This window comes from Pseudomonadota bacterium (assembly GCA_039033415.1).
Classification (GTDB): Bacteria; Pseudomonadota; Gammaproteobacteria; order Xanthomonadales; family SZUA-38; genus JANQOZ01.
Window position 1 is genome coordinate 238,997 of record JBCCCR010000003.1, and the last position, 20,998, is coordinate 259,994.

Sequence of the window (20,998 nt, forward strand, 5' to 3'; positions counted from 1 at the left end):
CCGGTGCTGACCAGCCATCTGTGGTTTGACTTAGCAGCCTATGCCGCCGCTGGGGCGATGACGCTGGCTCTGAACCGGGGCGAGCCGTCGCCGGTACCCGCCCCGCTCAAGACTCGCTACCTGCTCATCCTGACGCAGGGTGTGATTCTCGGAAGCCTCCTGCTCGGCACACTAAACCTCTATCTGCTCGGCGTGGGCAACGTCTTTGGTAAATCCATCCTCGGCGCCATTTGCGGAGGCATCCTGGCCGTCGAAGCCTTTAAGAGTTTCCACGGCATTCACGGTTCGACCGGGGCCAAGCTGGTACCGGGACTGGCGCTGGGCATTGTGATCGGGCGGATCGGCTGTTTCTCGGCCGGGCTTGAGGACCATACGCACGGTATTCCTACCAGCCTGCCCTGGGCGGTGGACTTCGGTGACGGTGTGCCTCGCCACCCCGTACAGCTCTACGAAAGCGGCATCATGCTGCTGGTGCTGCTGACGGCGCTGACGGTGCGCTGGCGCGACCGGCAGGCTAACGTCGGGCGCCTGAGCCGCTGGCTGGCCGCCAATATGTTTTATCTGTTTGTGCTGTGTTACGCGCTACAGCGCTTCGCCTGGGAGTTTCTGAAACCCTACGCCGCGCTAATCGGCCCCCTCAATCTGTTTCATCTCGCCTGCATTGCGCTGGCCGTTTACGGCCTGGCCATGCTGCGGCAAACGGGTGATACGCCTGAACTATCCACCGGAGGTGCCCATTGAGCCAGGTTCAGCGGCAGCGACCCTACCTCTTCTATGGCCAGACCCAGTCGCTATGCGAACACTGTCTGGCGGTAGTGCCCGCGAAGATCGTGTTCATGGACAACTGCGTCTACTACCTGAAGCGCTGCCCGGAGCATGGTACGCAGAAAACGCTCGTTTCGACCGACATTGATTACTACCTGAAGTGCAAGGACTACCTGAAACCGGGCGACCTGCCCCACCGTTTTCAGACCCGCATCGACCGCGGCTGCCCCCACGACTGCGGCCTTTGCCCGGATCACGAACAACACTCGTGCCTGGCGATCTTCGACCTGCTCGACGAGTGCAATATGCGCTGTCCGATTTGCTACGCCGACTCAGCACCCAGCCTCGGCAACGCCAAAACCATGGCTGAGGTGCAGGCCATGCTGGATACGCTCCTGGCCAGCGAACTCACGCCCGACCTGGTGCAGCTATCCGGTGGTGAGCCCACCCTGCACCCACAGATTCTAGAGATCATCGATCTCTTACATCGCTCACCGGTCCGGCATCTGATGCTGAATACCAACGGTATCCGCATTGCCCGTGAACCGGCGTTCGCTGATGAACTCGCCCGCTACCGCCAGGGGTTTGAGGTCTACCTGCAGTTCGACTCGCTTCGGGCAGACGCTCTCAAGACGCTGCGCGGCATTGACGCCCGTCGGACGCGGGAGGCGGCGCTCAGAAATCTGGAGGAGCGAGGCATTTCGACGACGCTCGTTTGCACCGTGCAGCTGGGCGTCAACGACGAGGAAATCGACGAGATCATCAATTACGCTCTGCGCTGGCGCTGCGTTCGAGGGGTCACTTTTCAACCGGTTCAGCGTGCGGGGCGAACGGAAAACTTCGGCAAGGCCGACCGGCTGACGCTCAGCGATATCCGTCGCCGGATCGCTGAAGGCAGCAACGCCTTCACCGATGAGGACCTGCTGCCCTTGCCCTGCCATCCGGAAAACATCTGTATCGGTTACGGCCTGCGCAGCCCCGAGCGGCCGGAGATGCTCGCTCCGGTGTCGGGCATGATCTCCCGAGAGACGCTGCTCTCCGGATCCGGCAACAGCATCACGTTTGAGACCAACAGTGACCTGAAGCAGGCGTTTTTGGAGACCTTCTCGCTCGACGCCCTGACGCCCGAGGTGGCGCAACGCATGGAGACGCTGCTGTGCTGCCTGCCCAAGGTTGAGGCGCCGGAGCTCAGCTACGAGAACGTGTTTCGTGTGGTCATCATGTCCTTTCTGGACGCGCACGACTTCTGCATTTCTTCGGTCAAGCGCTCATGCGTTCACTTCGTGACGCCCAAAGGAAAAATCTACCCCTTCGACACCTACAATCTGTTTTATCGCTGAGGCTTTGCGGCGCCTCCTGCTCGAGTGACTAACGTTCCCGCCAGCCGCAGGAGACAACAATCAGCACATATTTGCATCTCACCTCCAGCCCAAAATTGGTGACAAACCCGAACTCCGGCGTGATGCGATCGAAGGTGCGGGCGATATCTCCTTTCACGCCGGCCGAATAGAAGCGAAGGCCCATCTCCCCCGGTTCAAACGGCAGCTGCGGCAGCGGGCCGTCGAGCTCGGTCAGCAGGTTGGTCTGGTCTGCGAGCCCCAGGGCGAGGGGTGCCGGCGGTGTCTTGGGGTCCGCCGGCGTCAGCCGGGGATTTTCCTCGATACGGTAGCGGCGCATGCGCTTGAGAATATCTTCAGCCCTCGGGGCTGGTGACGCTTCGTCCACGTTTGGAACCTCGGTCGGCGGCAGGCTGACGGTTGGGATCGTCGGCGTTGGCGCTGTGGCTGCCGGGGCGGGTTCAGCAGGCGGCGAATCCGGCGACGTTTCGGTGGGCAACGCGGGGACGGCCTGCTGCGGCTCCGAGGGGGCCTCGGTCACAGGCACCGGCGCCAATTTTGGCAGCGGCTCAACGCGATCGGGCACAAGCTCCAAACGGATCGCCTCGCGCTCGTCGACATTCGGCTCGGGCAGAGGCAGACCTGCCAGCCACCAAAGCGCCGCCAGGTGGGCCAGCAGCGCCAGCCAAAACCATCGAAGCGGCCGCGGGTTACGTCCCCAGCGGGCCGCAGGCCACCGCGGCAGATCCGCCGTGGCCGTCAGAGTACCCATATACGAAGGTTATCGCAGGCAACCTTAACGTTTAGTAAACGCTTTGGGTGGGCTCTAGTGTTCTGTTTGGAAAGTTCCTTTATCCCGTATTTTGAATACCGCGAGCGATGCCATTCACGGTGTCGAACAACATGGAGAGGAGGTGATCGTCCTTCCGCTTGCCCTCGCGCCACTGTTTGAGCAGTCTGATCTGAACGAGGTTGAGCGGGTCGACGTAAGGGTTGCGCAGACGAATCGCGCGGCGCAGCGTGTTGTCATCTTCCAGCAGCCGGGAGGCGCCGGTGATCGTCAGCACTTTCTCACGGGTCAGGTCGATTTCGCTGCAGATATCATCGAAAACCCGGTGCAGCTTCGGCTTGGCCAGCAGACTGTACTCACGGCCGATCGTCAGGTCCGATTTGGCGAGCACCATTTCCACGTCTTTGATCAAACTCCGGAAGAACGGCCAGCGGAGCATGTCGACGATGGCGTCTTCGCCAAACTCCGCCATCGCCGCCTCAAGTCCACTGCCAAAACCCAAGATGCCCGGCAGGTTGATCCGAGTTTGGCCCCAGGAAAAAACCCACGGTATGGCGCGCAGGTTGACGATCCCCTGCTGGCTGCGGCGCGCGCTCGGTCGGGAACCGATCGCCAGACGCTGGATCACGTCGATCGGCGTCGCCTCGCGGAAGAAAGGCTCAAAGTCCGGATCGTCGTACACCATGGCGCGATAGCGAGCCCGGGCAGCGGCGGCGATATGCGCCATCCGATCCGTCCACTGCGAGGTGTCCGGCGCTGACTCACGCAGGCTCGCTACCAGGGTCGCGCCGGTCATCTGCTCGAGGTTTCTAAGCCCCAGGGAGCGAATGCCATATTTTTGATGGATGACCTCACCCTGCTCGGTGACCCGCAGGTAGCCCTGCACGCTGCCGGACGGTGCGGCGAGGATGCCGTCGACCGTATTGCCGCCCCCCCGGCTCACGGTGCCACCGCGACCGTGGAAAAAGCCGATCTTGAGATCGAGCTCGGCCGCGACGTCGGTGAGCTGACGCTGCGCGCGCTGCAGCGCCCAGCGCGCGGCAGCAATGCCGCTGTCCTTGTTGCTGTCTGAGTAGCCGATCATCACCAGCTGACGGTTACCCCGCTGGCTGAGGTGCTCGCGATAGCTCTCTTCCGCGGCCAGGCCTCGCACAATGCCCTCACCGGCGGTTAAATCGTCGACCGTCTCTAGCAGCGGCGCGATGTCCAGCGGCACCTGGTTACCGTCCGAGACCAGACCCGCGCCGCGCGCCAGCAGCAGCACGCTGAGCACGTCGTCAGCACCCTGAGCCATGCTGATGATGTAGCTACCGATCGCCGAACTGCCGTAGCTTTTCTTGGCCTCGTCTATGGCCCGGAAAACGGCGAGCACCCGTTCGAGCTGGTGGGGAATATCTTCGGGTAGCGCCGGTAGATCTTTGAGCCATTCGCTCAGCTGCTCAGTCCGTTCCTGCGCAGACTTATCGGTCCACTCGTCGTCTCCCGCCCAGCCGGCCACCGCCCGCCGCAGGTCCATAGCGTCCTGGCGGACATCGAGCGTTGCCAGATGAAAGCCGAAGGTGCGGACCCGCCACATCAGACGCTTCACCAGGAATAGGCCTGCGTGGCTCCCGTTGTTTTGCTCCAGCGAGGTGCGGACCATCTGCAGGTCCGACAGCAGCTCGGTACTGCTGGCGTAGGCCGACTCGCCGTCGTTGAGCACCTGCACCAGCCGCGCAGTCACGTACGTCAGCAGACAGCGATACGGCATGTCCTCATAGCGATCCGGGATCGTCTCGCGCGTGTCGGGCAGCATCCGCTCGTACTTGGTGACGCGATGCATCACCGCTTCGTTCACGGTCACCAAGCCCTGCGACTGCGACAGATCGCGCGCCAGGCGCCGTACTTCCGGCAGATACCGGGCGACGATCAGCTGGCGGTGTTCCTTGAGGCTTTCGCCGATGGTTTCGAACGTGACGTTGGGGTTACCGTCCATATCGCCACCCACCCAGGAGCCGAAGCGAAGCACGCTGGGCAGCCGCTCTCCCGCGAAGGCGTCTGGGTAATAGCGATCCAGCGATCGGCGAAAGGACTCATAAAACGCCGGCACGATCTGGTAGATCACTTCAGTCACGTAAAACATGACGTGTTCGCGTTCGGTGGCAACCGTCGGTCGCGCCGCCGAGTAGGCTCGGGTCTGCCAGGCGGAGGTCAGCGCCTGACGGATTCGCTGCAGCGCCATATCCTCTTCCAGCGGCGTTCGACCCGGATCGAAGCGCTCGACCATCCGTATGACCATCGACCGGTCTTTTTCGAGCAAAGTTCGACGGGTTGCCTCTGTTGGGTGGGCGGTCATCACCGGCTCGATGACCGTCTGCTGCAGCAGCTCTCGAAGCTGTTCGCTGGTCACGCCCAAATCCCGCAGCTGGCTCAGGCTCGCGTCCAGCGACCCGGAGATTATCTCCTCCTCGCGCTGACGCTCCCGGATACGACGAATCCGATGGACCTTTTCAGCCAGGTTGACCGCCTGAAAGTAGGCGGAAAACCCGCGGACAACCTGGGCCAGACTGTCCTGATCGGCATGGCGAACGATGTCTGAGAGCGCGTCGGTCCCGCTGTCGTCACCCTCGCGCCGGGCGATCGCCGCGAGCCTCACCTCTTCGACAAGCGAATAGAGCGCTTCACCGCACTGTTCGGCCAGCACGTCGCCAACCATGGCACCCACCAGACTCACGTCCTCCTTCAGCGCCAGGTCCTTGTCTGGAAACGATATTTCTCTCGGGCTCATGGGCTCAGAAACGGCTCTTCAGCGCGTCAGCTCGGTTTGGGGAGAGCCCGACTATAAAACAATTGGCGAGTGTTTTTCAGCGATGATCGCGACTTGCGAAAACCGCCCGGCTTGGGCACCATGACGGGCCTCCGATCCTCGCCGCAGCGTCCGCGGACTCGGTAGCGTCAGCCGTAGACTAAATTCCGGCTGTCCTTTTATGCCGTGCTGAAAGAGAGTGACACATGGACGTCAACGAATACGATTACATAGTGGTCGGTGCCGGCTCGGCCGGTTGCGTTCTGGCCAATCGCCTCACCGAAGACCCCAGCATCAGCGTGCTTCTCCTCGAAGCCGGTGGTCGCGACTGGCACCCGTTCATTCACATGCCCGCAGGTTTGGCCAAGCTCGTGAACATCAAGTGGCTGAACTGGGGTTATGAGACACAGCCTGAGCCCGAGCTTGAAAGCCGACGCCTTTACTGGCCCCGCGGCAAGGTGCTGGGCGGGTCAAGCTCCATCAACGCCATGTGTTACGCCCGTGGCCATCGCGCGGATTACGATCACTGGGCGGATCTTGGGAATCGCGGCTGGAGCTACGCTGACGTGCTGCCGTTTTTCGTGAAGGCGGAGCATCAGGAGCGCGGCGCGTCGGACTACCACGGCAGCGACGGCCCGCTGAACGTGCAGGACCTGCTGCACCATAACCCGCTGAGCGAAGTGTTTCTGGAGGCAGCGCAGCAATGCGGATACACCGCCAACGATGACTTTAATGGCCCAACTCAACGAGGCTTTGGCTACTACCAGGTCACCCAAAAAGGCGGTGCAAGGTGGAGCACCGCCGCCGGCTACCTGAATCCGGCCAAACCCCGGCCAAACCTGACAATCGCCACCAAAGCACTGACCCATCGGGTCCTGCTGGAGGGTCAACGCGCCGTTGGGGTCGAGTTTTTCAAAGGTCGCTACCTGCAAACGGCACGCGCGAGGAACGAAGTGCTCCTCAGCGCCGGCGCCATCAACTCACCCCAGCTGCTGATGCTGTCGGGCATTGGTCCGGGCCCGGTGCTGAGCCGCTGCGGCGTCCGCGTCAACCACGAGCTGCCAGGCGTTGGACGCAACCTGCAGGATCACCTGGACATTTGCACGCTCTACCGCAGCAAAACCGACATCACCTACGATCGCACCAACGATCTGGCGGTCGGTCTCAAATACATGTTGTTCCACCGCGGTGTCGGTACCTCCAACATCGCCGAGTCCGGCGGTTTTGTTGTGAGTGATCTGGCGGAAGACGACCGGCCCGACCTGCAGTTTCATTTTGTGCCGGCCATGCTCGACGACCACGGCCGCAATCGGCTTGCCGGGGCGGGCTTCACGCTGCACTGCTGCGCGCTGCGGCCCGACAGCCGCGGAAGCATCGAAATTGTCAGCCAGGATCCCAAAAAGTATCCGGCCATCAAGGCCAACTATCTGAGTGCGCCTCAGGACATGGACCTGATGATCGAAGGCATTCGGCTGTCCCGCAAGATTCTCGGCGCCAAGGCGTTCGACGAGTATCGGGCCGAAGAGATCTTCCCGGGGGCTGACGTCACCAGCCGCAGCGACCTTGAGGCATTTGTCCGCCGCAAGGCCGAAACCATTTATCACCCGGTGGGCACCTGCAAGATGGGCTCAGACGACATGGCGGTGGTGGACAGCGAGTTAAGGGTTCACGGCATCGAAGGCCTGCGAGTCATCGACGCTTCGGTCATGCCAACACTGGTCAGCGGCAACACAAACGCACCGACGGTCATGATCGCCGAGCGGGCCAGCACGCTGATCCGCAACATTGCTGGGTATCGCACCAGCCAGGCGCGGACGGACGCCGCCGCCTGACGCGCCGGCCGCAATCCGCCGGGCCTCCTTAGATGTTCGTGCGCAGTGCCAGCAGCTCCGGGTAGAAGCTTGTGTCCAGGGCTTTCTTGAGAAAGCCCACGCCGCTGGAGCCGCCCGTCCCCCGCCGAAAGCCGATGATCCGCTGCACGGTGTACATGTGGCGAAAGCGCCAGTTCTGGAACGCGTCTTCGAGATCAACCAGCGTTTCGGCGAGCTCATAGAGATCGTAAAAGCGGTCGCTGAAGCGGTAGACCTTCGTCCAGGCGGCTTCGACCGAGGCGTTGTGCTGATACGGCTCACGCGGGTCCCTTGACGCGAGCTCGGGGTCGATGGCGAAGCCGGCGCGCACCAGCTGGGCGATAGCCGCGTCGTAGAGGCTCGGCTTCGCGAGCAGCGCCTCGAGTCGGGCCGTGCAGCTCGGCCGATCCTTGTGCACACTGATTGCCTGAGCGTTTTTGTTGCCCAGCAAAAATTCCAGCGACCGATAGCCTACCGACTGAAAACCCGAGGCGTTGCCGAGGCTGTCGCGAAACTTCAGGTAGTCCACCGGCGTCATGGTGGCGAGAATCGACCAGGATTGTTTCATCTGGTTCAGGATTTCTTTGACCCGAGCGAGCACCTTAAAGGCGCGTCGAAACTGCCCCTCATCGATGAGCCGAATGGCGGCTGAGACCTCATGTACCGCCAGCTTCAGCCATAGCTCACTGGCCTGGTGGATCACAACAAACAGCATTTCGTCGTGTTCATCGGTGCGCATCTCCTGCGCCGACAAAATCTTGTCGAGATGAAGATAGTCGCCGTAGGCCATGGCGCCCTTGAAGTTGGTGCGGATGTCGGACTCAACTTCCCGAAAGTTTGTGCTGGGGGTTTTCAACGCTCTTCTCCCAAACGCGCAGGCGGCGGTTGTTTAAGGTCATGGTGGTGGTTGGTGACCAGATCAAGCAGGAACTGCTGCACCTCACCGGATCGATCAGCATCTGCAACCCACGGCAGCGCCATCACCTGATCCATGATTTTCTGCTGGCGCACGCCGGACGCCAGCGCTTCGCTGTAGCTGACTTCCGGCAGAAATGTCACCTGGGTGTAGAGTGGAACCCACAATTCCGGGTGGGCGCGGTGGAAATCCCGTTCGATGGTCTTCTGTAGCAGGAAATCCGGCTGGCCGGAGAGCTCACTCATTTCGGTGAAATTTTGCATCGCCAGCTCTGACAGCGCGTCAGCGTTGGGTTTACGAACCGTCTCATAGGCCTCGAGTGTCCGCGCCCAGTCACCATCATAATCAGCGAACAGATCCCCGAACGCCCGACAGTCTTCGAACCCACAGTTGAGCCCCTGACCATAGAACGGGACGATCGCGTGCGCAGAGTCGCCGATCAGCGCCGCCCGTCCAGCAAAAACCCAGCGCGACACCTCTGCCAGCGCCAGCAGCGACGGCCGCGTTTGGAGAAAACGCTGCACGGGCCGCTCAAGCAAAGGCCGGGCGTCCGAAAAATCTTGGTCGAACATGGCCTCAACCGCCCGTCGGTCCGAGAGACTGGAAAACGAGTTGGCGCCCTCGTCCGGCAGGAACGCCGTTGCGGTCATCGACCCGTCGGGGTTGGGCAACGCGATCAGCATGTAGTTGCCGCGAGGCCAGATGTGCAGCGCGTCTTTGGCAAGCGCGTGGCCACCGTCGATCGCCGGCGGCATGTTCAGTTCCAGGTAACTGTGGCCCATCCTGCGCACGTTGACCTCCGCACCGTGGTCAACGGCCAGCAGCCGGCGAACCTTGGAGTTGGCGCCGTCTGCGCCAAACAGATAGTCAAAGGAAAGCTCAAGGTCGCTGTATTCCGGCCGGGTAAAAAAGGCTCTCCGGCCCGGAAGATCGATGGCGGCAAGCACAGCTTCAAAATGGAGCGTGATGTTGGGCTCCTGGTCGGCCATGTTCAGAAGCACTTCGTTGACCGCCGCCCGCGAGACAGACCAGATCGCCTGGCCGAGCTGCCCATAGGGTTGCCGGGTCACGGCGCCGTCTCGGTCGTGCATGGCTCTCGCCGACATGGGAAGCGACACGGCGCGCACCGCCTCGTCCGCCCCAATCCGGCTCAGGGCCAACCAGCCCCGCTCTGACAAGGCGATGTTGATGGAACGCCCTTCGTAGACGTCGTGGATCCGAGAGTCAGTGCGGGCTTCCAGCAGGTCGACCCGCATGCCCAGGCGCGCCAGCATGATTGCCAGCAGCGTGCCGACCGGCCCGGCCCCCACGACCACCACACGGGTGCTCATTCCTCTTCTTCAAGCAGGCGCCGCAGAATGGCGCCCAGCAGCCAGATATCTTCGAAACGGTTATAAAACGGAGTGGGAGCAAAACGCATCACGTCGGGTTCGCGGAAGTCAGCACTCACCCCTTCCGCACGCAGTCGGTCGAAAAACGATCGGTCCGTTCCCCCGAGCTGGACGGAAAGCTGGCAGCCACGCTGCGCCGGGTCCTCCGGCGTGATCGACCGAAGTCCCAGCTCCGGGCGCCGGCCGAACTCCTCCTGCAGCACGAACAGCAGGTAGCCGGTCAGCCGTTGGCTCTTCTCCCGGAGCGCAACGATCCCCACCTCGTCAAACATTGCCAGCGACGCGCCGAGCATCGCGACCTCAACGACCGGCGGATTGCTCAGCTGCCAACCCTCTGCCCCAGGTATGGGTCGAAATCCTGGCTGCATCAGGAAACGTTTGGACTCATCGTAGCCCCACCAGCCGGCGAAGCGTGGGCCGTCGAAATCGGTGCCGTGGCGTTCGTGGACAAAAATGCCGCCGAGGTTGCCCGGCCCGGCGTTGAGGTATTTGTAGGTACACCAGGCGGCGAAATCCACGTTGTCATCATGGAGCGACAGCGGCACGTTCCCCGCCGCATGGGCTAGATCGAAGCCCGCGATAGCCCCTACGCGATGCGCCGCCGCCGTTAGCTCTTGGAGGTTGAAGAGCTGACCGGTGTAGTAGTTGACGCCGCCGAGAAACAGCAGGGCGAGCTGGTCGCCGCAATCTTCGATCGCTGCCAGCAGGTCTTCGTGCCTGACCACATGCTCACCCTCTCTCGGGCCGATCTCGACGATGGCATCCGCCGGGTCGAAACCGTGAAACAACACCTGGGTTTCCAGCAGGTAGCGGTCCGAGGGAAACATCCCGGCTTCGCTGATGATCTTGAAGCGACCAGGGGTTGGCCGATAGAACGAAACAAAGAGAAAATGGAGGTTAGCGGTCAGCGAGTTCATGCAGACCACTTCGCTCTCCTGGGCGCCCACAACGCGGGCCATCGGGCCGGCAAGCTTTTTATGGCACGTGTACCACGGGTCCTTTGAGGAGAAATGACCCTCAACGCCGAGCTTCGCCCACCGGCCCAGCTCGTGATCGACCGCCTTGCGCGCCGCTACCGGCTGGAGCCCGAGTGAGTTACCGGTGAAATACAGCAGCGGCTGTCCATCCACCACCGGATGATGAAATGCCGAGCGCCACGGGGCCAGCGAATCCTTTTCGTCGTTTTCTCTGGCAAAGTTCAGCGTGTTTTCAAACATGCTTGGTCAGCCGCCTCTCGGTGAGTCCTGTGGGGAGTCCGCGTCAGCCGGCGCCAGCGTGACCCAGCCCTGAGGCGGGGTTTTGCCGGGATGCAGCGCACCACAGCGACCGCAGGTGCGGTCTGCCTCGCTGGCGTAAAACGCGGAGAAGATCGGCGGGAGATCGTCCACCAGCGATGTGAGCACCACCTCGGTCCGATGCACCAAGGCGCCACATTCGAAGCAATACCACTCAAAAGCGTCGAGCGCGCCTGGTGGTCGCTTGGGCTCAATCACCAGCCCAACGCTTCCCTCCTGAGGGCGCTGCGGCGAGTGGCGCACGTGCTTCGGCAGAAAAAAAACGTCACCCTCGCGAATCGGGACGTCGTAATGCTCACCGTTGTCGTAGATCTTCAGCAGCATGTCGCCCCGCAGCTGGTGGAAAAACTCTTCGACCGGATCATCGTGATAGTCAGTACGCTGATTAGGCCCGCCGACCACCGTCACCATCATGTCCGAATCCTCCCAAACCTGCTTATTGCCGACGGGCGGCTTCAACAGATGGGCGTGATCATCGATCCACTGGCGAAAATTAAAGGCGCTGAGGCGTTGTGACATAAGCGTGACCGAGCGGAAATGACCGCTGCCTTGAACCAAAACGCATGATACCGGGATCTTCGCGACAAAAGCGCGGCGATCGTGTGAACGAAGTGCAGATACTCGTGCAGTAAGGGGAATGCTTGCGGGGTGTGCGGGCTGTGGTATTTTCGGAGCCCGTTGTGTTCTCCACTTAAGTCCAGGAACCTCAGACCCATGTCCAGCCAGCCAGCGGTACCGGCCCGCAAACCGGTCACCATCACCACGCTGCAAACAATGAAAGGCAAGGAGCGGTTCTCTTGCCTGACCGCGTACGGCTACAGCGAGGCTTACGCCGTCAGCGACGCCGGCGTGGAGGTGATTTTAGTGGGTGATTCCCTGGGTATGGTGATCCAGGGTCACGATAATTCGCTGCCCGTTACGATCGACGACGTGGCCTACCATATCCGCTGCGTCCAGCGAGGCAATCGGGGCGCCTTGCTGATGGGCGATCTGCCGTTTATGACCTTCTATTCAGAGGAGGTCACGCTGGAGAGCGCGGCGGCCCTGATGCGGGAAGGTGCGCAGATCGTTAAGCTGGAAGGCGGTGCCTGGCTGGCTGAGTCGACACGCCTGCTCACCCAGCGAGGCATTCCGGTCTGCTGCCACATGGGCCTGATGCCGCAATCGGTGAACCATCTGGGCGGCTTCCGCGTTCAAGGGCGCGACCCCGCCAAAGCGCAGAGCATTATCGACGAGGCGCTGGTCCTGCAAGACGCGGGCGCGAGCATGGTGCTGCTGGAATGTGTTCCGGCTGAACTGGGAGCGCGGGTGACCGAGGCGCTGGACGTGCCGGTGATCGGGATCGGCGCTGGTCCGGAAACCGACGGCCAGATTATGGTGCTGCATGACCTGCTTGGCCTGTACCCGGGTCGGCCCGCAAAGTTTGTCAAAAACTTCCTGACGGGCGAGGTCGAGGGCATCCAGGGAGCCGTCAGAGCCTATGCCGAGGCCGTCAGAGCAGGCACCTTCCCAGGCCCCGAACACTGCTATCAGTAGCGAGTGAGCTCAGGCGGCGGACGCGATCTTTAGCAGCGTGCCGCGAAGCCAGTCCAGCGCCGGGTGCTGACCGAAGCGTCGGTGCCAAACCATCGAAGTCCGGGTAAAGGTTTCGAGAGGTTTGAGCGGACACGGGTGCTGGACCAATGTCGGGTCCTCACAAAAGCGTTCAGCCACGCGTTCAGGAAGCGTCAGCACCAGGTCTGAGTGCGCCACAATCTGGCCGGCCGGCGCAAAGTGATTGATCACCATCGCCACCTGGCGAGTCATCCCCTGGCCCGCGAGAACCGTATCCACCCACCCCCGCGCATCCCCACGCGGGCTCACCAGCAGATGGCGCGCCTGGGCGAACCGTTTGACCGTGATCCGCCCGCGCGCCAGCGCATGGTCTCGGCGCGTCAGCACCACATAGCCGTCTTCAAACAGCTGTTGCTGAGCAAAGCGCGAGCCCAGCTCCCCAAAAGCTGAGATCGCCAGCTCAGCCTCCTGTCGGTCGAGCATCTCCAGCGCCCGCCCTTCCGTCGGCTTGAGGTGGAGGCGAACGCCGGGCGCCAACTCGCTGAGATGGGCCGCCACGCGATCCATCAGAACGGTCGTGAGGTAGTCATGCGTGGCGATGGTGAAGCTGCGATTCGATTCGGCCGGGTCGAACACCGTTGGGTCCAGCGCATCTCTCAGCGCCATGAGCGCACCGTTGATGGGTTCGGCAAGCTCGGCGGCACGGGGCGTCGGCTGCATCCCCTGCGGGCCTTTCACAAACAGCGGGTCCTTCAGCGTATGCCGAAGACGCGTGAGCGCGTGGCTCACGGCCGGCTGCGACAGATACAGCCGCTCGGCGGCACGGGTCACGTTGCGCTCCAGCATCACGGCATCAAACACGCGCAGCAGATTCAGATCCAGCGCGTCCACATTAATCTTGTGCATATTGAAAATATTTCATATTCATTTCATTTATGCAATGCGCTTCCGTAGCCTGAACTCACTGAAGCAACGGCCTCCGGGCCCAATCAAATAGGAGCAACAATCATGAGCAAGCTAAACGGAAAAGTAGCGGTTATCACGGGCGGCAACAGCGGTCTCGGGCTGGCGACCGCACAGACCTACATCGAGCAAGGCGCCAAGGTCGTAATCTTTGGTCGCAACGAGCGCAGTCTGAACGAGGCGGTTGAGACGCTCGGCGAGAACGCTATCGCTGTCCAGGGTGACGTCACCAGCCTTGCGGATCTGGATCGGCTCGCTGAGGTGACCCGGCAGAAGCACGGCGGGATCGACATTCTGTTTGCGAACGCCGGGCTAGGCGTTTTTGCACCGATTGAGCAGGTGGACGAAGCGGGCTACGACAAACAGTTCGATATCAACGTCAAAGGCGCGTTCTTCACGGTGCAGAAGCTGCTACCGCTGATCAACGATGGGGCCAGCATCATCCTGACCGCATCTGCGGTTCACGAGAAGGGTGTTGCCACCGGCAGCCTGTACTTTGCCAGCAAAGCCGCCGTCCGTTCGCTGGGCCGAACGCTGGCAGCGGAACTGGCACCGCGGCAGATCCGGGTCAACACGCTCAGCCCCGGCATCGTGCGCACCAACTTTGCCGACCGAACGAACGTACCGGCCGAGGATTTTGAAGGATTTATCGGGATGGTCGAAAGCCAGGCCCCGCTGGGCCGCGCAGGCACGCCGCAGGATATGGCCAACGCCGCGCTGTTCCTGGCCAGCAATGACTCAGCTTATATGACCGCTGCCGACCTGCTGATCGACGGCGGCTGGATGAGCGTCTAACGATTCAAGCCCCGCTGTACCATCCGGTGCGGCGGGGCATTCCACCCGGACCTCAGGAAGACGAGGCTTCCGCCAGATTCGCCTCCGCCGCAAACCCCGCTGCTGCACCCAGCAGCCCCAGCTGGTCGTGCGACGCCACCAGCACCGGAATCTTCGCCATATCAGCTTGGTATCGCCCTTTGGCGCAGAACTGGCGGAAAAAAGGCGCCTGCCGCAGAGTTTCGGCCAGCCGGTTAGACAGACCGCCCACGAGCACCACGCGAGAGGCGCCATGGGCCAGCGCCAGGTCGCCGGCCACCGCGCCGTAGGCACGGCAGAATCGCTGGAGCGCCAGCGCGGGAAGATCGTCCTCGGTATCAGGGTCCAGGGCCTGGGCCCAGAGCTCCGGATCGTCCAGGGGCTGGATGGTGCGCCGCTCAATTCTGGCGATAGCGTGAGCGAGGTGGTTGAGACCGGGCCCGGACACGATTCGCTCAACCGATACGCGCAGGAACTGCTCACGCAGCTGCTTGACGATGGCCGATTCCATTTCGTCCAGCGGGGCAAAATCGATGTGCCCGCCTTCCGTCTCCAGGACCATCACGCGCCCCTGGCGCCGAATCAAGATCGCGACGCCCAGCCCGGTACCCGGTCCGATCACGGTGGTAACGCCGTCAGCGAGAGGGTCTAAAGCCGGGCCATCAGTAGGGCCGCAGATCGGCTGGAGCTCATCGCTGCTCAGTTGCGAAACCCCGTAGGCCATCGCGCCAAAATCGTTCATCAGGTGTACTTGTTTGACACCCAGCTCTTCGGCCACGCGATCGCGCTGAATGAGCCAGTGGCTGTTGGTCGCTTTGAGCGTCTGCCCCCGGACGGGCCCCGCAAAGCAGACCGACACCGCTTCGGCCGAATGTTCTTCCACTCGCGCCTGGTCTTGTCGCAGGTAGCTCTGCCAGGCTGAGGTCAGTCCGGCAAACTCGGCGGTGCGCAGCACCACCGGTTCGCCGAGCCTCGGGCGCTCGCCGGCACGGATTTGCGCCGGCGCAAAGCGCACGTGAGTGCCGCCGATGTCGACGGCGGTGATATGGCGAGCTGTTGTCACGTTCAGGGAACCTTAGTTATGGCCGCGGCACCGGATGCGCTTTGTACGCTTGACGCCGACTCCCAGAACGTTCGAAGAAGCCGGCCCTGCAGCCGGCTGTCCTGGGCAAACAGTCCGATTTCGATCGATCCGAGCCGCGGGCGCAGGGGCAGGACCCGAACCCGGTCCGCCAGCGGGCTGTTGTCCAGCACAATCTGGGGCACCACGCCGAGACCTCGGCCCAGACTGACCATGCTGACGATGGCCTCGTTGCCGGCAACCTGTGCGGCCACCGCGGGCGTGACGTTTTGCTCACGCATCCAGCTATCGATGCGCACCCGACCGACACCCCGTTCCGGCAGCACCAGCGATTCGCCCGCGAGCTGCTTTGGCCCGAAGCTCGCAGGGCCTTTGCTAGCGTCGGCGGCGGCGATGAGCTGCAGGGCCGACTCGGCCAACGATCGAAAAGACAGCCCCGCCGGCGGGCGATCGGGCTTGACGCCGATCGCAATCTCTTCCTGGCCTGAGCGCACCCGATCCGGCGCCAGCTCGGGGTCGCCGGTCCGCAGACTGATCTTGACTCGCGGGTGCTGTCCAAGAAAGTCGGTCAGCATGCGGTGCAGATAGCTATAGCTCGCCGTGACCGAGCAGTAGATGCGAATCTCACCGTGCAGGCTTTCCGCACCTTCGCGCAGGTCCTGCCGAACCGAATCCCAGCCCGTCAGCGCCTGAAGCGCGTACTGCTGAAAGCGCTCGCCGGCCGGCGTCAGCACAACGCGGCGGTTGTTGCGTTCGAGTAATTCCACCCCGACGAGCCGCTCCAGCTGCGCGATGCTACGACTCAGCGTCGACGGGCTGATGTTGAGCTCGCTGGCTGCCCTGCCGAAGTGCAGGGTGCGGGCAAGGGCCGTAAAACTGGTTAGATGGCGAAAATCCATTGTTGTGCATTACGGTACAATACAGTGATTATATTTCATTTTTCTAAACACTGCGTAATGGCGTAAGCTTTGCCGCCAACGAAACAGGGAGACCCGTTACCCGTGGAAATTTACTACGACAAAGACTGCGACCTGGGGCTGATCCAGGCGCGCAAGGTGGCTGTTATTGGCTACGGATCACAGGGCCACGCCCACGCGTTGAACCTCCAGGATTCCGGTGTCGACGTAACTGTGGGTCTGCGCAGCGACTCGGCGTCGGTCGACAAGGCGCGCCAGGCCGGGTTGAAGGTGGCGCCGGTGGCGGATGCGGTGGCGCAGGCGGACCTGGTGATGGTGCTGACGCCGGACGAGTTTCAGGCGTCGCTCTATCAGGAGCAGATCGAGCCCAACATCAAACAGGGGGCTACCCTCGCTTTTGCCCACGGCTTTGCGGTGCACTATAACCAGGTGGTGCCGAGAGCGGATCTCGACGTCATCATGATCGCCCCCAAGGCCCCAGGCCATACGGTCCGCAGCGAGTTTGTGCGCGGCGCCGGAATCCCTGATCTGGTTGCGGTGTTTCAGGATGCCACCGGCGACGCGCTGAAGGTTGCCCTGTCCTACGCCAGCGGGATCGGCGGCGGGCGCACCGCGATCATCGCCACGACGTTCAAGGACGAAACGGAAACCGATCTCTTCGGCGAACAGACCGTGCTGTGCGGGGGCTGTGTCGAGCTGGTCAAGGCGGGGTTCGAAACGCTGGTGGACGCCGGCTACGCGCCCGAGCTGGCCTACTTCGAATGCCTGCACGAACTGAAGCTGATCGTTGACCTGATGTACGAAGGCGGCATCGCCAACATGAACTATTCCATATCCAACAATGCGGAGTTCGGCGAATACGTTACCGGCCCCAAGGTGATCAACGAGGGTTCGCGGGCCGCCATGCGCGAGGCGCTGGCTGATATCCAGTCTGGCGAATACGCGAAGAAATTTATCTCCGAAGGCGCCACCAACTACCCGTCGATGACGGCCCGGCGACGCAACAACGCAGCACACCTGATCGAACAGGTGGGTGGAAGACTTCGGGACATGATGCCGTGGATTACGGCCAATAAGCTGGTCGACCGGGAGAAGACGGCCGGTCAATAACGCTTGAGGTTAAAGGTGATCGGGCCGCCCTTCCGTGGGCGACCCGATACCCGGTCTTGATCTATCCGCAGGCTGCGCCTGCGTCGTGGTTCGAAAATGCTCTGTTAGATAGCCAGGTGCTTGATAGCGCTTTGCAGCTTGGCCCGCTTGGCCAGCAGCGTCTGATCGATATCCTTCTCGTCCTGGTTTTCCATCGCGATCTCGATCCGGCACAGTTCAACTGACAGGTCGTGGTACATTTCGACGCGGCTTACGCGCTTGGATTTTGCTTGGCTCATGTCGTGTGCTCCTTGCTTGACTGCCGTTTCCATGGCGTCAATGTACCCAAAGCGATCCCGCTTGTGTTTTAAGAAATGTTACGTCGGCCTTTTTTCCGTTAACGAATGTCAACTGCCGGTCTGAGGCGGTCTAAATCTTGGGTTCTGCCAGCAGCTGATCGAGCTCAGCCTGCAGTTCTTTGAGCATTTCCGTATGAAATTCCCCGGTGCCAGGGCCGGCAAAACCGCTGTGGATCCGCTGCACTTGATGGTCACGGTCCAGGAAAAGCGTTGTGGGATAGGCCACAACCTTGTCCAGAAAGCCCAGCGTTGCGGCCGCCTCTTCCTTGTCGTTGACGCCGGCCAGCAGCAGCTCGTACTCAATCTCGTGACGATCACGAAACCGGCCGATCATTTCCCGATCGCGCTCAACGTCGCCGGTAAATTCAAAGGCCAAACCGACGATTTCGAGCCCTTCGGTGCGGCGCTCTCGATACCAGCGGCTCAAGAGCGGCGCCTCGTCGTTACAGTTCGGACACCAGCTCCCGAAGAGGTTCACCAACACCACCTTGCCCTCAAAACGAGGATCCTTGAGAGAAACGGTTTCTCCCGCCAGATTTTGGAATTCAAAGTCGATTTGGTTGCTGTCGGAATTCAGACTTACCTGCTCCCAGGCATCGGGCAGAATCTTTTCTCCTTCGTCCGCGCGGCTCGCCTCCCAGGTGGCGTGGTAGGTCTCCCGCGACCAGAAATCCCCGCTCAGGGTCCCTTGCTCATCAAGGCGCGCATCGAACAGAAACACGTGAGCGCCATCGAACGCCGACAGGCGAAGTCGATTCTCTTCAAAGCTGCCGGCCAAAAAGCGGTAGTCGCCGGTTGGGGTCAGAAAGGTGCCGGTCACCGCCTGCCCGACCTGGACGAACTCGCCTCGCGCGGGCTCGGTGCCGTCCTCGTCGCTGAACTCTACCCGCCAGGCGCCGTCGATCGACGCGGGTGGGTCACCGGCTCCGGAACCGGCCAGCGGGAGGAACCGAATTGCCATGCCCCGGGTTGCGCTGAAGGGCAGCGCGGAATCCACGCCCCCCTCATGGGTCTTTCGCCAGCGCCCCCGCATGACCGAGCCGTCGTCCGACAGCTCGGCGGTGATCTCTGAGTCATACCACGGGTAGCTCATCACCAGCTCGCTGCCGTTGCGAACAACACTTCCAAAGGGCACCTGCTCCTCCCCATTGAGGACATAGCCGCTCGCCTGGTCGTCACCGATCACGAGCTCAAAGGGCAGCTCGCCACCGGGTGAGGAGAGGACAGCCCGCCAGGATCCGGCGATGGTTGTGCCGGCCGGCGCTGCGCCCTCAGCTTCTCGCGGGGCGGACGTGGCACCGTCATCACCGCAGCCGGTCAGCAGCATCGCCGTCAGCGCAAACGTCCCGATCACTCTATTCATGAAGTTTCCTCAGCTCTGGTGCGAACCAGCTTGATGTGGCTACGTAGATGGTACAGCTCGTCAGCATAGGACAGCGGCGTGTCCACCTGCTTCACCTCGCGATCCAGCTCCGCGACCTGATGCAGCAGCTCGGTGCTGACGCCCTCCCGGTCGAGGCGCGACTCCAGCTGGCGCAGATCTTCATACCAGCGATAGATTCTCGATCGAACGCGCCACCGATAGACCGGAGGTAACAGGCGAATCAGCGGCAGGAGCAGTGCCAGCAGCGGGATCACCATCACAATGAGTCGATCGATCAGCGTGGCCGCCCAGAACGGCAGGATACTCTGCAGAAACGACGGCCCGCGCTGATGGAATCGCCGCGCTTCGTCGGCGAGCGGCAGCGACAAATAGTCCGGCGAGGGAAACTGGTCGCGCTGCTGAAACAGACCCGGTGCGCCCACCACCGTCGGCGAGGCCATCAGCAGCAGATCAACCAGCGCCGGATGCAGGTCTTCTCTGGCGACCAGCATGGCGGCGACGCCAATCAGCCGACGATCCTCGGGCGGGTTGTCGGTGGCAAGATCGATCGCGCCGGCCGGCAGCTGCAGGGCCGAAAGGTAGCGCCGATGGAGCGGGTAAGCGTTGGCCCGCGGCAGATCCAGCAGTCGAACGGCCGGATCGGCCAGCAGCTTCTGAACCCTGGGCGACGATTCGCCCGCCACCACCGCTAGCACGTCGAGCGCGCCGGCCACCAGCGCGCTGTCCGGATCTGCCGGCGCCGGCAGCGCCAGCGAGGTGAGGGTCACGCCATTGAGCTGCAGCAGCTCGTCCACGAGGTCTCGGGTTCCGCTGCCGGCCGCCCCACGGCTGATCCGCAGCGGCGCGAGCTCCTCCAGCTCCTGAGGTATCGGATCAAGCCCAACGCGATGGAACAACCATAGCGGCTCAAAGTAGAGGCTCGCCAGCGCGACGACCGGCGTTTCAGCGGTTTTGTCCGTCCGAGTGCCGCCCTGCATTAATGCTACGTCAACCTCGCCGGCCGCCAGCAGCGCAGCGTTTTCCTGACTGCCGGCGCTGGTTGTCAGCCGCAGCTCGATACCCTCCTCGGCCAGCAGCGTCGCCAGCGACTGGCCAAGCTTGTGGTAGGCGCCATCGGGGCCGCCGGTCGCCAGGGTGAGTTCCTTGGGCGGCGCAGGCTCAACAAACTGATAGGCCAGCAAAAATCCGCCGGCGACCAGCGCCAGCGCCAGACCGCCGCTGCCCAGCAGTGGCCGGTTCAAGCGGCCCGCCCCGGCTGTTGTTCGGCCGACGCGCCGCGATTGGAGCGCAGACTGCTGACCAGGCCGAGCAGGCTGATGCCAAGCCAGCACGTTTCGATCACAAAAGCAGAAAGATTAAAGTCGATCCACAGAGACAGCAGAATCAGCCCCGCCCCGGCGGCGTTGGCGGCATAGTAGGGCCATGCGGATGCGCTGCACCAGCCGCGCTGCAGCGACAGGTACGCCAGCAGCAGCAGCGCCACACCAATCATTCCCAGTACGTCGTGAATTGCCATTTGCTTTCAGCCCGTTTAGCCTGCTTCCGAACCTGCTTTGGCAGCATAAGGTCCAGAAAAACGAACACGCATTCTATCCCACGGCCTGAGCGCTCCGGCAATCGCGTTTGGCTTGTCCGGCTGCTGCTGAGCCTGCTGCTGCTCGCGTTCGGAGGCATCTGCGGTGCGCGGGTCGACTCGGTAAAAATCCGCG

Annotated in this window: 19 protein-coding genes; 6 read left to right on the forward strand and 13 right to left on the reverse strand. The window is 62.3% G+C overall.

What is annotated here, in order from left to right; translation table 11 throughout:
- The first annotated feature begins 3 nt into the window (after positions 1-3).
- Positions 4-741, forward strand: coding sequence for a prolipoprotein diacylglyceryl transferase family protein (locus AAF358_03800; GenBank protein ID MEM7704649.1), 738 nt, complete (start codon positions 4-6; stop codon positions 739-741).
- Positions 738-2,105 carry a radical SAM protein gene (locus AAF358_03805; protein ID MEM7704650.1) on the forward strand — a complete coding sequence of 456 codons (1,368 nt, stop codon included), beginning with the start codon at positions 738-740 and terminating at the stop codon, positions 2,103-2,105. Before AAF358_03800 ends, AAF358_03805 begins: the two co-directional genes overlap by 4 nt.
- A gap of 28 nt (positions 2,106-2,133) precedes the next feature.
- Here the strand turns inward: AAF358_03805 and AAF358_03810 are convergent, their stop codons facing one another.
- Positions 2,134-2,874: a hypothetical protein gene (locus AAF358_03810; GenBank protein ID MEM7704651.1), complete on the reverse strand. Its 741-nt coding sequence runs from the start codon at positions 2,872-2,874 to the stop codon at positions 2,134-2,136.
- Positions 2,875-2,953: 79 nt separating this feature from the next.
- Entirely contained in the window at positions 2,954-5,659 is a 2,706-nt protein-coding gene (ppc, locus tag AAF358_03815) for a phosphoenolpyruvate carboxylase (protein ID MEM7704652.1), read from the reverse strand.
- A gap of 224 nt (positions 5,660-5,883) precedes the next feature.
- On the opposite strand from ppc, the gene AAF358_03820 reads away from it, so the two are divergent.
- A complete protein-coding gene (locus AAF358_03820; protein MEM7704653.1) occupies positions 5,884-7,509 on the forward strand; it encodes a choline dehydrogenase in 1,626 nt (541 codons plus the stop codon).
- Positions 7,510-7,537: 28 nt separating this feature from the next.
- On the opposite strand, the gene AAF358_03825 is transcribed toward AAF358_03820, so the two are convergent.
- The 4 genes from AAF358_03825 to AAF358_03840 are packed head-to-tail and all read right to left on the reverse strand — an operon-like array spanning position 7,538 to position 11,648.
- Positions 7,538-8,383: a tryptophan 2,3-dioxygenase family protein gene (locus tag AAF358_03825; protein ID MEM7704654.1), complete on the reverse strand. Its 846-nt coding sequence runs from the start codon at positions 8,381-8,383 to the stop codon at positions 7,538-7,540.
- Positions 8,380-9,774, reverse strand: coding sequence for an NAD(P)/FAD-dependent oxidoreductase (locus AAF358_03830; protein ID MEM7704655.1), 1,395 nt, complete (start codon positions 9,772-9,774; stop codon positions 8,380-8,382). Before AAF358_03830 ends, AAF358_03825 begins: the two co-directional genes overlap by 4 nt.
- Positions 9,771-11,051 carry a kynureninase gene (gene kynU, locus AAF358_03835; protein MEM7704656.1) on the reverse strand — a complete coding sequence of 427 codons (1,281 nt, stop codon included), beginning with the start codon at positions 11,049-11,051 and terminating at the stop codon, positions 9,771-9,773. Before kynU ends, AAF358_03830 begins: the two co-directional genes overlap by 4 nt.
- 6 nt (positions 11,052-11,057) lie before the next feature.
- The gene (locus AAF358_03840; GenBank protein ID MEM7704657.1) at positions 11,058-11,648 is read right to left on the reverse strand and encodes a 3-hydroxyanthranilate 3,4-dioxygenase; all 591 of its coding nucleotides are present in this window, start codon (positions 11,646-11,648) and stop codon (positions 11,058-11,060) included.
- Between the two features lie 195 nt (positions 11,649-11,843).
- Here AAF358_03840 and panB point away from each other — a divergent pair, with 195 nt between their 5' ends.
- A complete protein-coding gene (panB, locus tag AAF358_03845) occupies positions 11,844-12,665 on the forward strand; it encodes a 3-methyl-2-oxobutanoate hydroxymethyltransferase (protein ID MEM7704658.1) in 822 nt (273 codons plus the stop codon).
- A gap of 9 nt (positions 12,666-12,674) precedes the next feature.
- Here the strand turns inward: panB and AAF358_03850 are convergent, their stop codons facing one another.
- Positions 12,675-13,589 carry a LysR family transcriptional regulator gene (locus AAF358_03850; GenBank protein ID MEM7704659.1) on the reverse strand — a complete coding sequence of 305 codons (915 nt, stop codon included), beginning with the start codon at positions 13,587-13,589 and terminating at the stop codon, positions 12,675-12,677.
- Between the two features lie 102 nt (positions 13,590-13,691).
- On the opposite strand from AAF358_03850, the gene AAF358_03855 reads away from it, so the two are divergent.
- The gene (locus AAF358_03855) at positions 13,692-14,441 is read left to right on the forward strand and encodes a glucose 1-dehydrogenase (protein MEM7704660.1); all 750 of its coding nucleotides are present in this window, start codon (positions 13,692-13,694) and stop codon (positions 14,439-14,441) included.
- Between the two features lie 52 nt (positions 14,442-14,493).
- Here AAF358_03855 and AAF358_03860 read toward each other — a convergent pair whose 3' ends face one another.
- A complete protein-coding gene (locus AAF358_03860; protein ID MEM7704661.1) occupies positions 14,494-15,522 on the reverse strand; it encodes a glucokinase in 1,029 nt (342 codons plus the stop codon).
- 2 nt (positions 15,523-15,524) lie between these two features.
- Complete coding sequence (gene ilvY / locus AAF358_03865) at positions 15,525-16,439, reverse strand: HTH-type transcriptional activator IlvY (GenBank protein MEM7704662.1); 915 nt, start codon at positions 16,437-16,439, stop codon at positions 15,525-15,527.
- Between the two features lie 102 nt (positions 16,440-16,541).
- Between ilvY and ilvC the strand changes: the two genes are divergently transcribed.
- On the forward strand, positions 16,542-17,567 hold the full coding sequence (gene ilvC / locus AAF358_03870) for a ketol-acid reductoisomerase (GenBank protein MEM7704663.1): 1,026 nt from the start codon (positions 16,542-16,544) through the stop codon (positions 17,565-17,567).
- Positions 17,568-17,671: 104 nt separating this feature from the next.
- Here ilvC and AAF358_03875 read toward each other — a convergent pair whose 3' ends face one another.
- From AAF358_03875 to AAF358_03890, 4 genes are all read right to left on the reverse strand, one after another.
- Complete coding sequence (locus AAF358_03875; GenBank protein ID MEM7704664.1) at positions 17,672-17,845, reverse strand: hypothetical protein; 174 nt, start codon at positions 17,843-17,845, stop codon at positions 17,672-17,674.
- A 130-nt stretch (positions 17,846-17,975) separates the two neighbouring features.
- On the reverse strand, positions 17,976-19,268 hold the full coding sequence (locus AAF358_03880; GenBank protein MEM7704665.1) for a TlpA disulfide reductase family protein: 1,293 nt from the start codon (positions 19,266-19,268) through the stop codon (positions 17,976-17,978).
- The gene (locus tag AAF358_03885; protein ID MEM7704666.1) at positions 19,265-20,530 is read right to left on the reverse strand and encodes a TAXI family TRAP transporter solute-binding subunit; all 1,266 of its coding nucleotides are present in this window, start codon (positions 20,528-20,530) and stop codon (positions 19,265-19,267) included. The genes AAF358_03880 and AAF358_03885 overlap by 4 nt, the downstream gene beginning before the upstream one ends.
- Positions 20,527-20,805 (reverse strand): permease, encoded by a 279-nt coding sequence (locus AAF358_03890; protein MEM7704667.1) that lies wholly within the window; start codon positions 20,803-20,805, stop codon positions 20,527-20,529. Before AAF358_03890 ends, AAF358_03885 begins: the two co-directional genes overlap by 4 nt.
- Between the last annotated feature and the right edge of the window lie 193 nt (positions 20,806-20,998).

Bases quoted from the DNA above. Each gene is read 5' to 3' on its own strand.
- panB (MEM7704658.1), top strand. From the start codon at position 11,844: ATGTCCAGCCAGCCAGCGGTACCGGCCCGCAAACCGGTCACCATCACC.
- AAF358_03830 (MEM7704655.1), bottom strand. From the start codon at position 9,774: ATGAGCACCCGTGTGGTGGTCGTGGGGGCCGGGCCGGTCGGCACGCTG.
- AAF358_03820 (MEM7704653.1), top strand. From the start codon at position 5,884: ATGGACGTCAACGAATACGATTACATAGTGGTCGGTGCCGGCTCGGCC.
- AAF358_03875 (MEM7704664.1), bottom strand. From the start codon at position 17,845: ATGAGCCAAGCAAAATCCAAGCGCGTAAGCCGCGTCGAAATGTACCAC.
- AAF358_03855 (MEM7704660.1), top strand. From the start codon at position 13,692: ATGAGCAAGCTAAACGGAAAAGTAGCGGTTATCACGGGCGGCAACAGC.
- AAF358_03840 (MEM7704657.1), bottom strand. From the start codon at position 11,648: ATGTCACAACGCCTCAGCGCCTTTAATTTTCGCCAGTGGATCGATGAT.
- ilvY (MEM7704662.1), bottom strand. From the start codon at position 16,439: ATGGATTTTCGCCATCTAACCAGTTTTACGGCCCTTGCCCGCACCCTG.
- kynU (MEM7704656.1), bottom strand. From the start codon at position 11,051: ATGTTTGAAAACACGCTGAACTTTGCCAGAGAAAACGACGAAAAGGAT.
- AAF358_03880 (MEM7704665.1), bottom strand. From the start codon at position 19,268: ATGAATAGAGTGATCGGGACGTTTGCGCTGACGGCGATGCTGCTGACC.
- AAF358_03850 (MEM7704659.1), bottom strand. From the start codon at position 13,589: ATGCACAAGATTAATGTGGACGCGCTGGATCTGAATCTGCTGCGCGTG.
- AAF358_03890 (MEM7704667.1), bottom strand. From the start codon at position 20,805: ATGGCAATTCACGACGTACTGGGAATGATTGGTGTGGCGCTGCTGCTG.
- ppc (MEM7704652.1), bottom strand. From the start codon at position 5,659: ATGAGCCCGAGAGAAATATCGTTTCCAGACAAGGACCTGGCGCTGAAG.
- AAF358_03810 (MEM7704651.1), bottom strand. From the start codon at position 2,874: ATGGGTACTCTGACGGCCACGGCGGATCTGCCGCGGTGGCCTGCGGCC.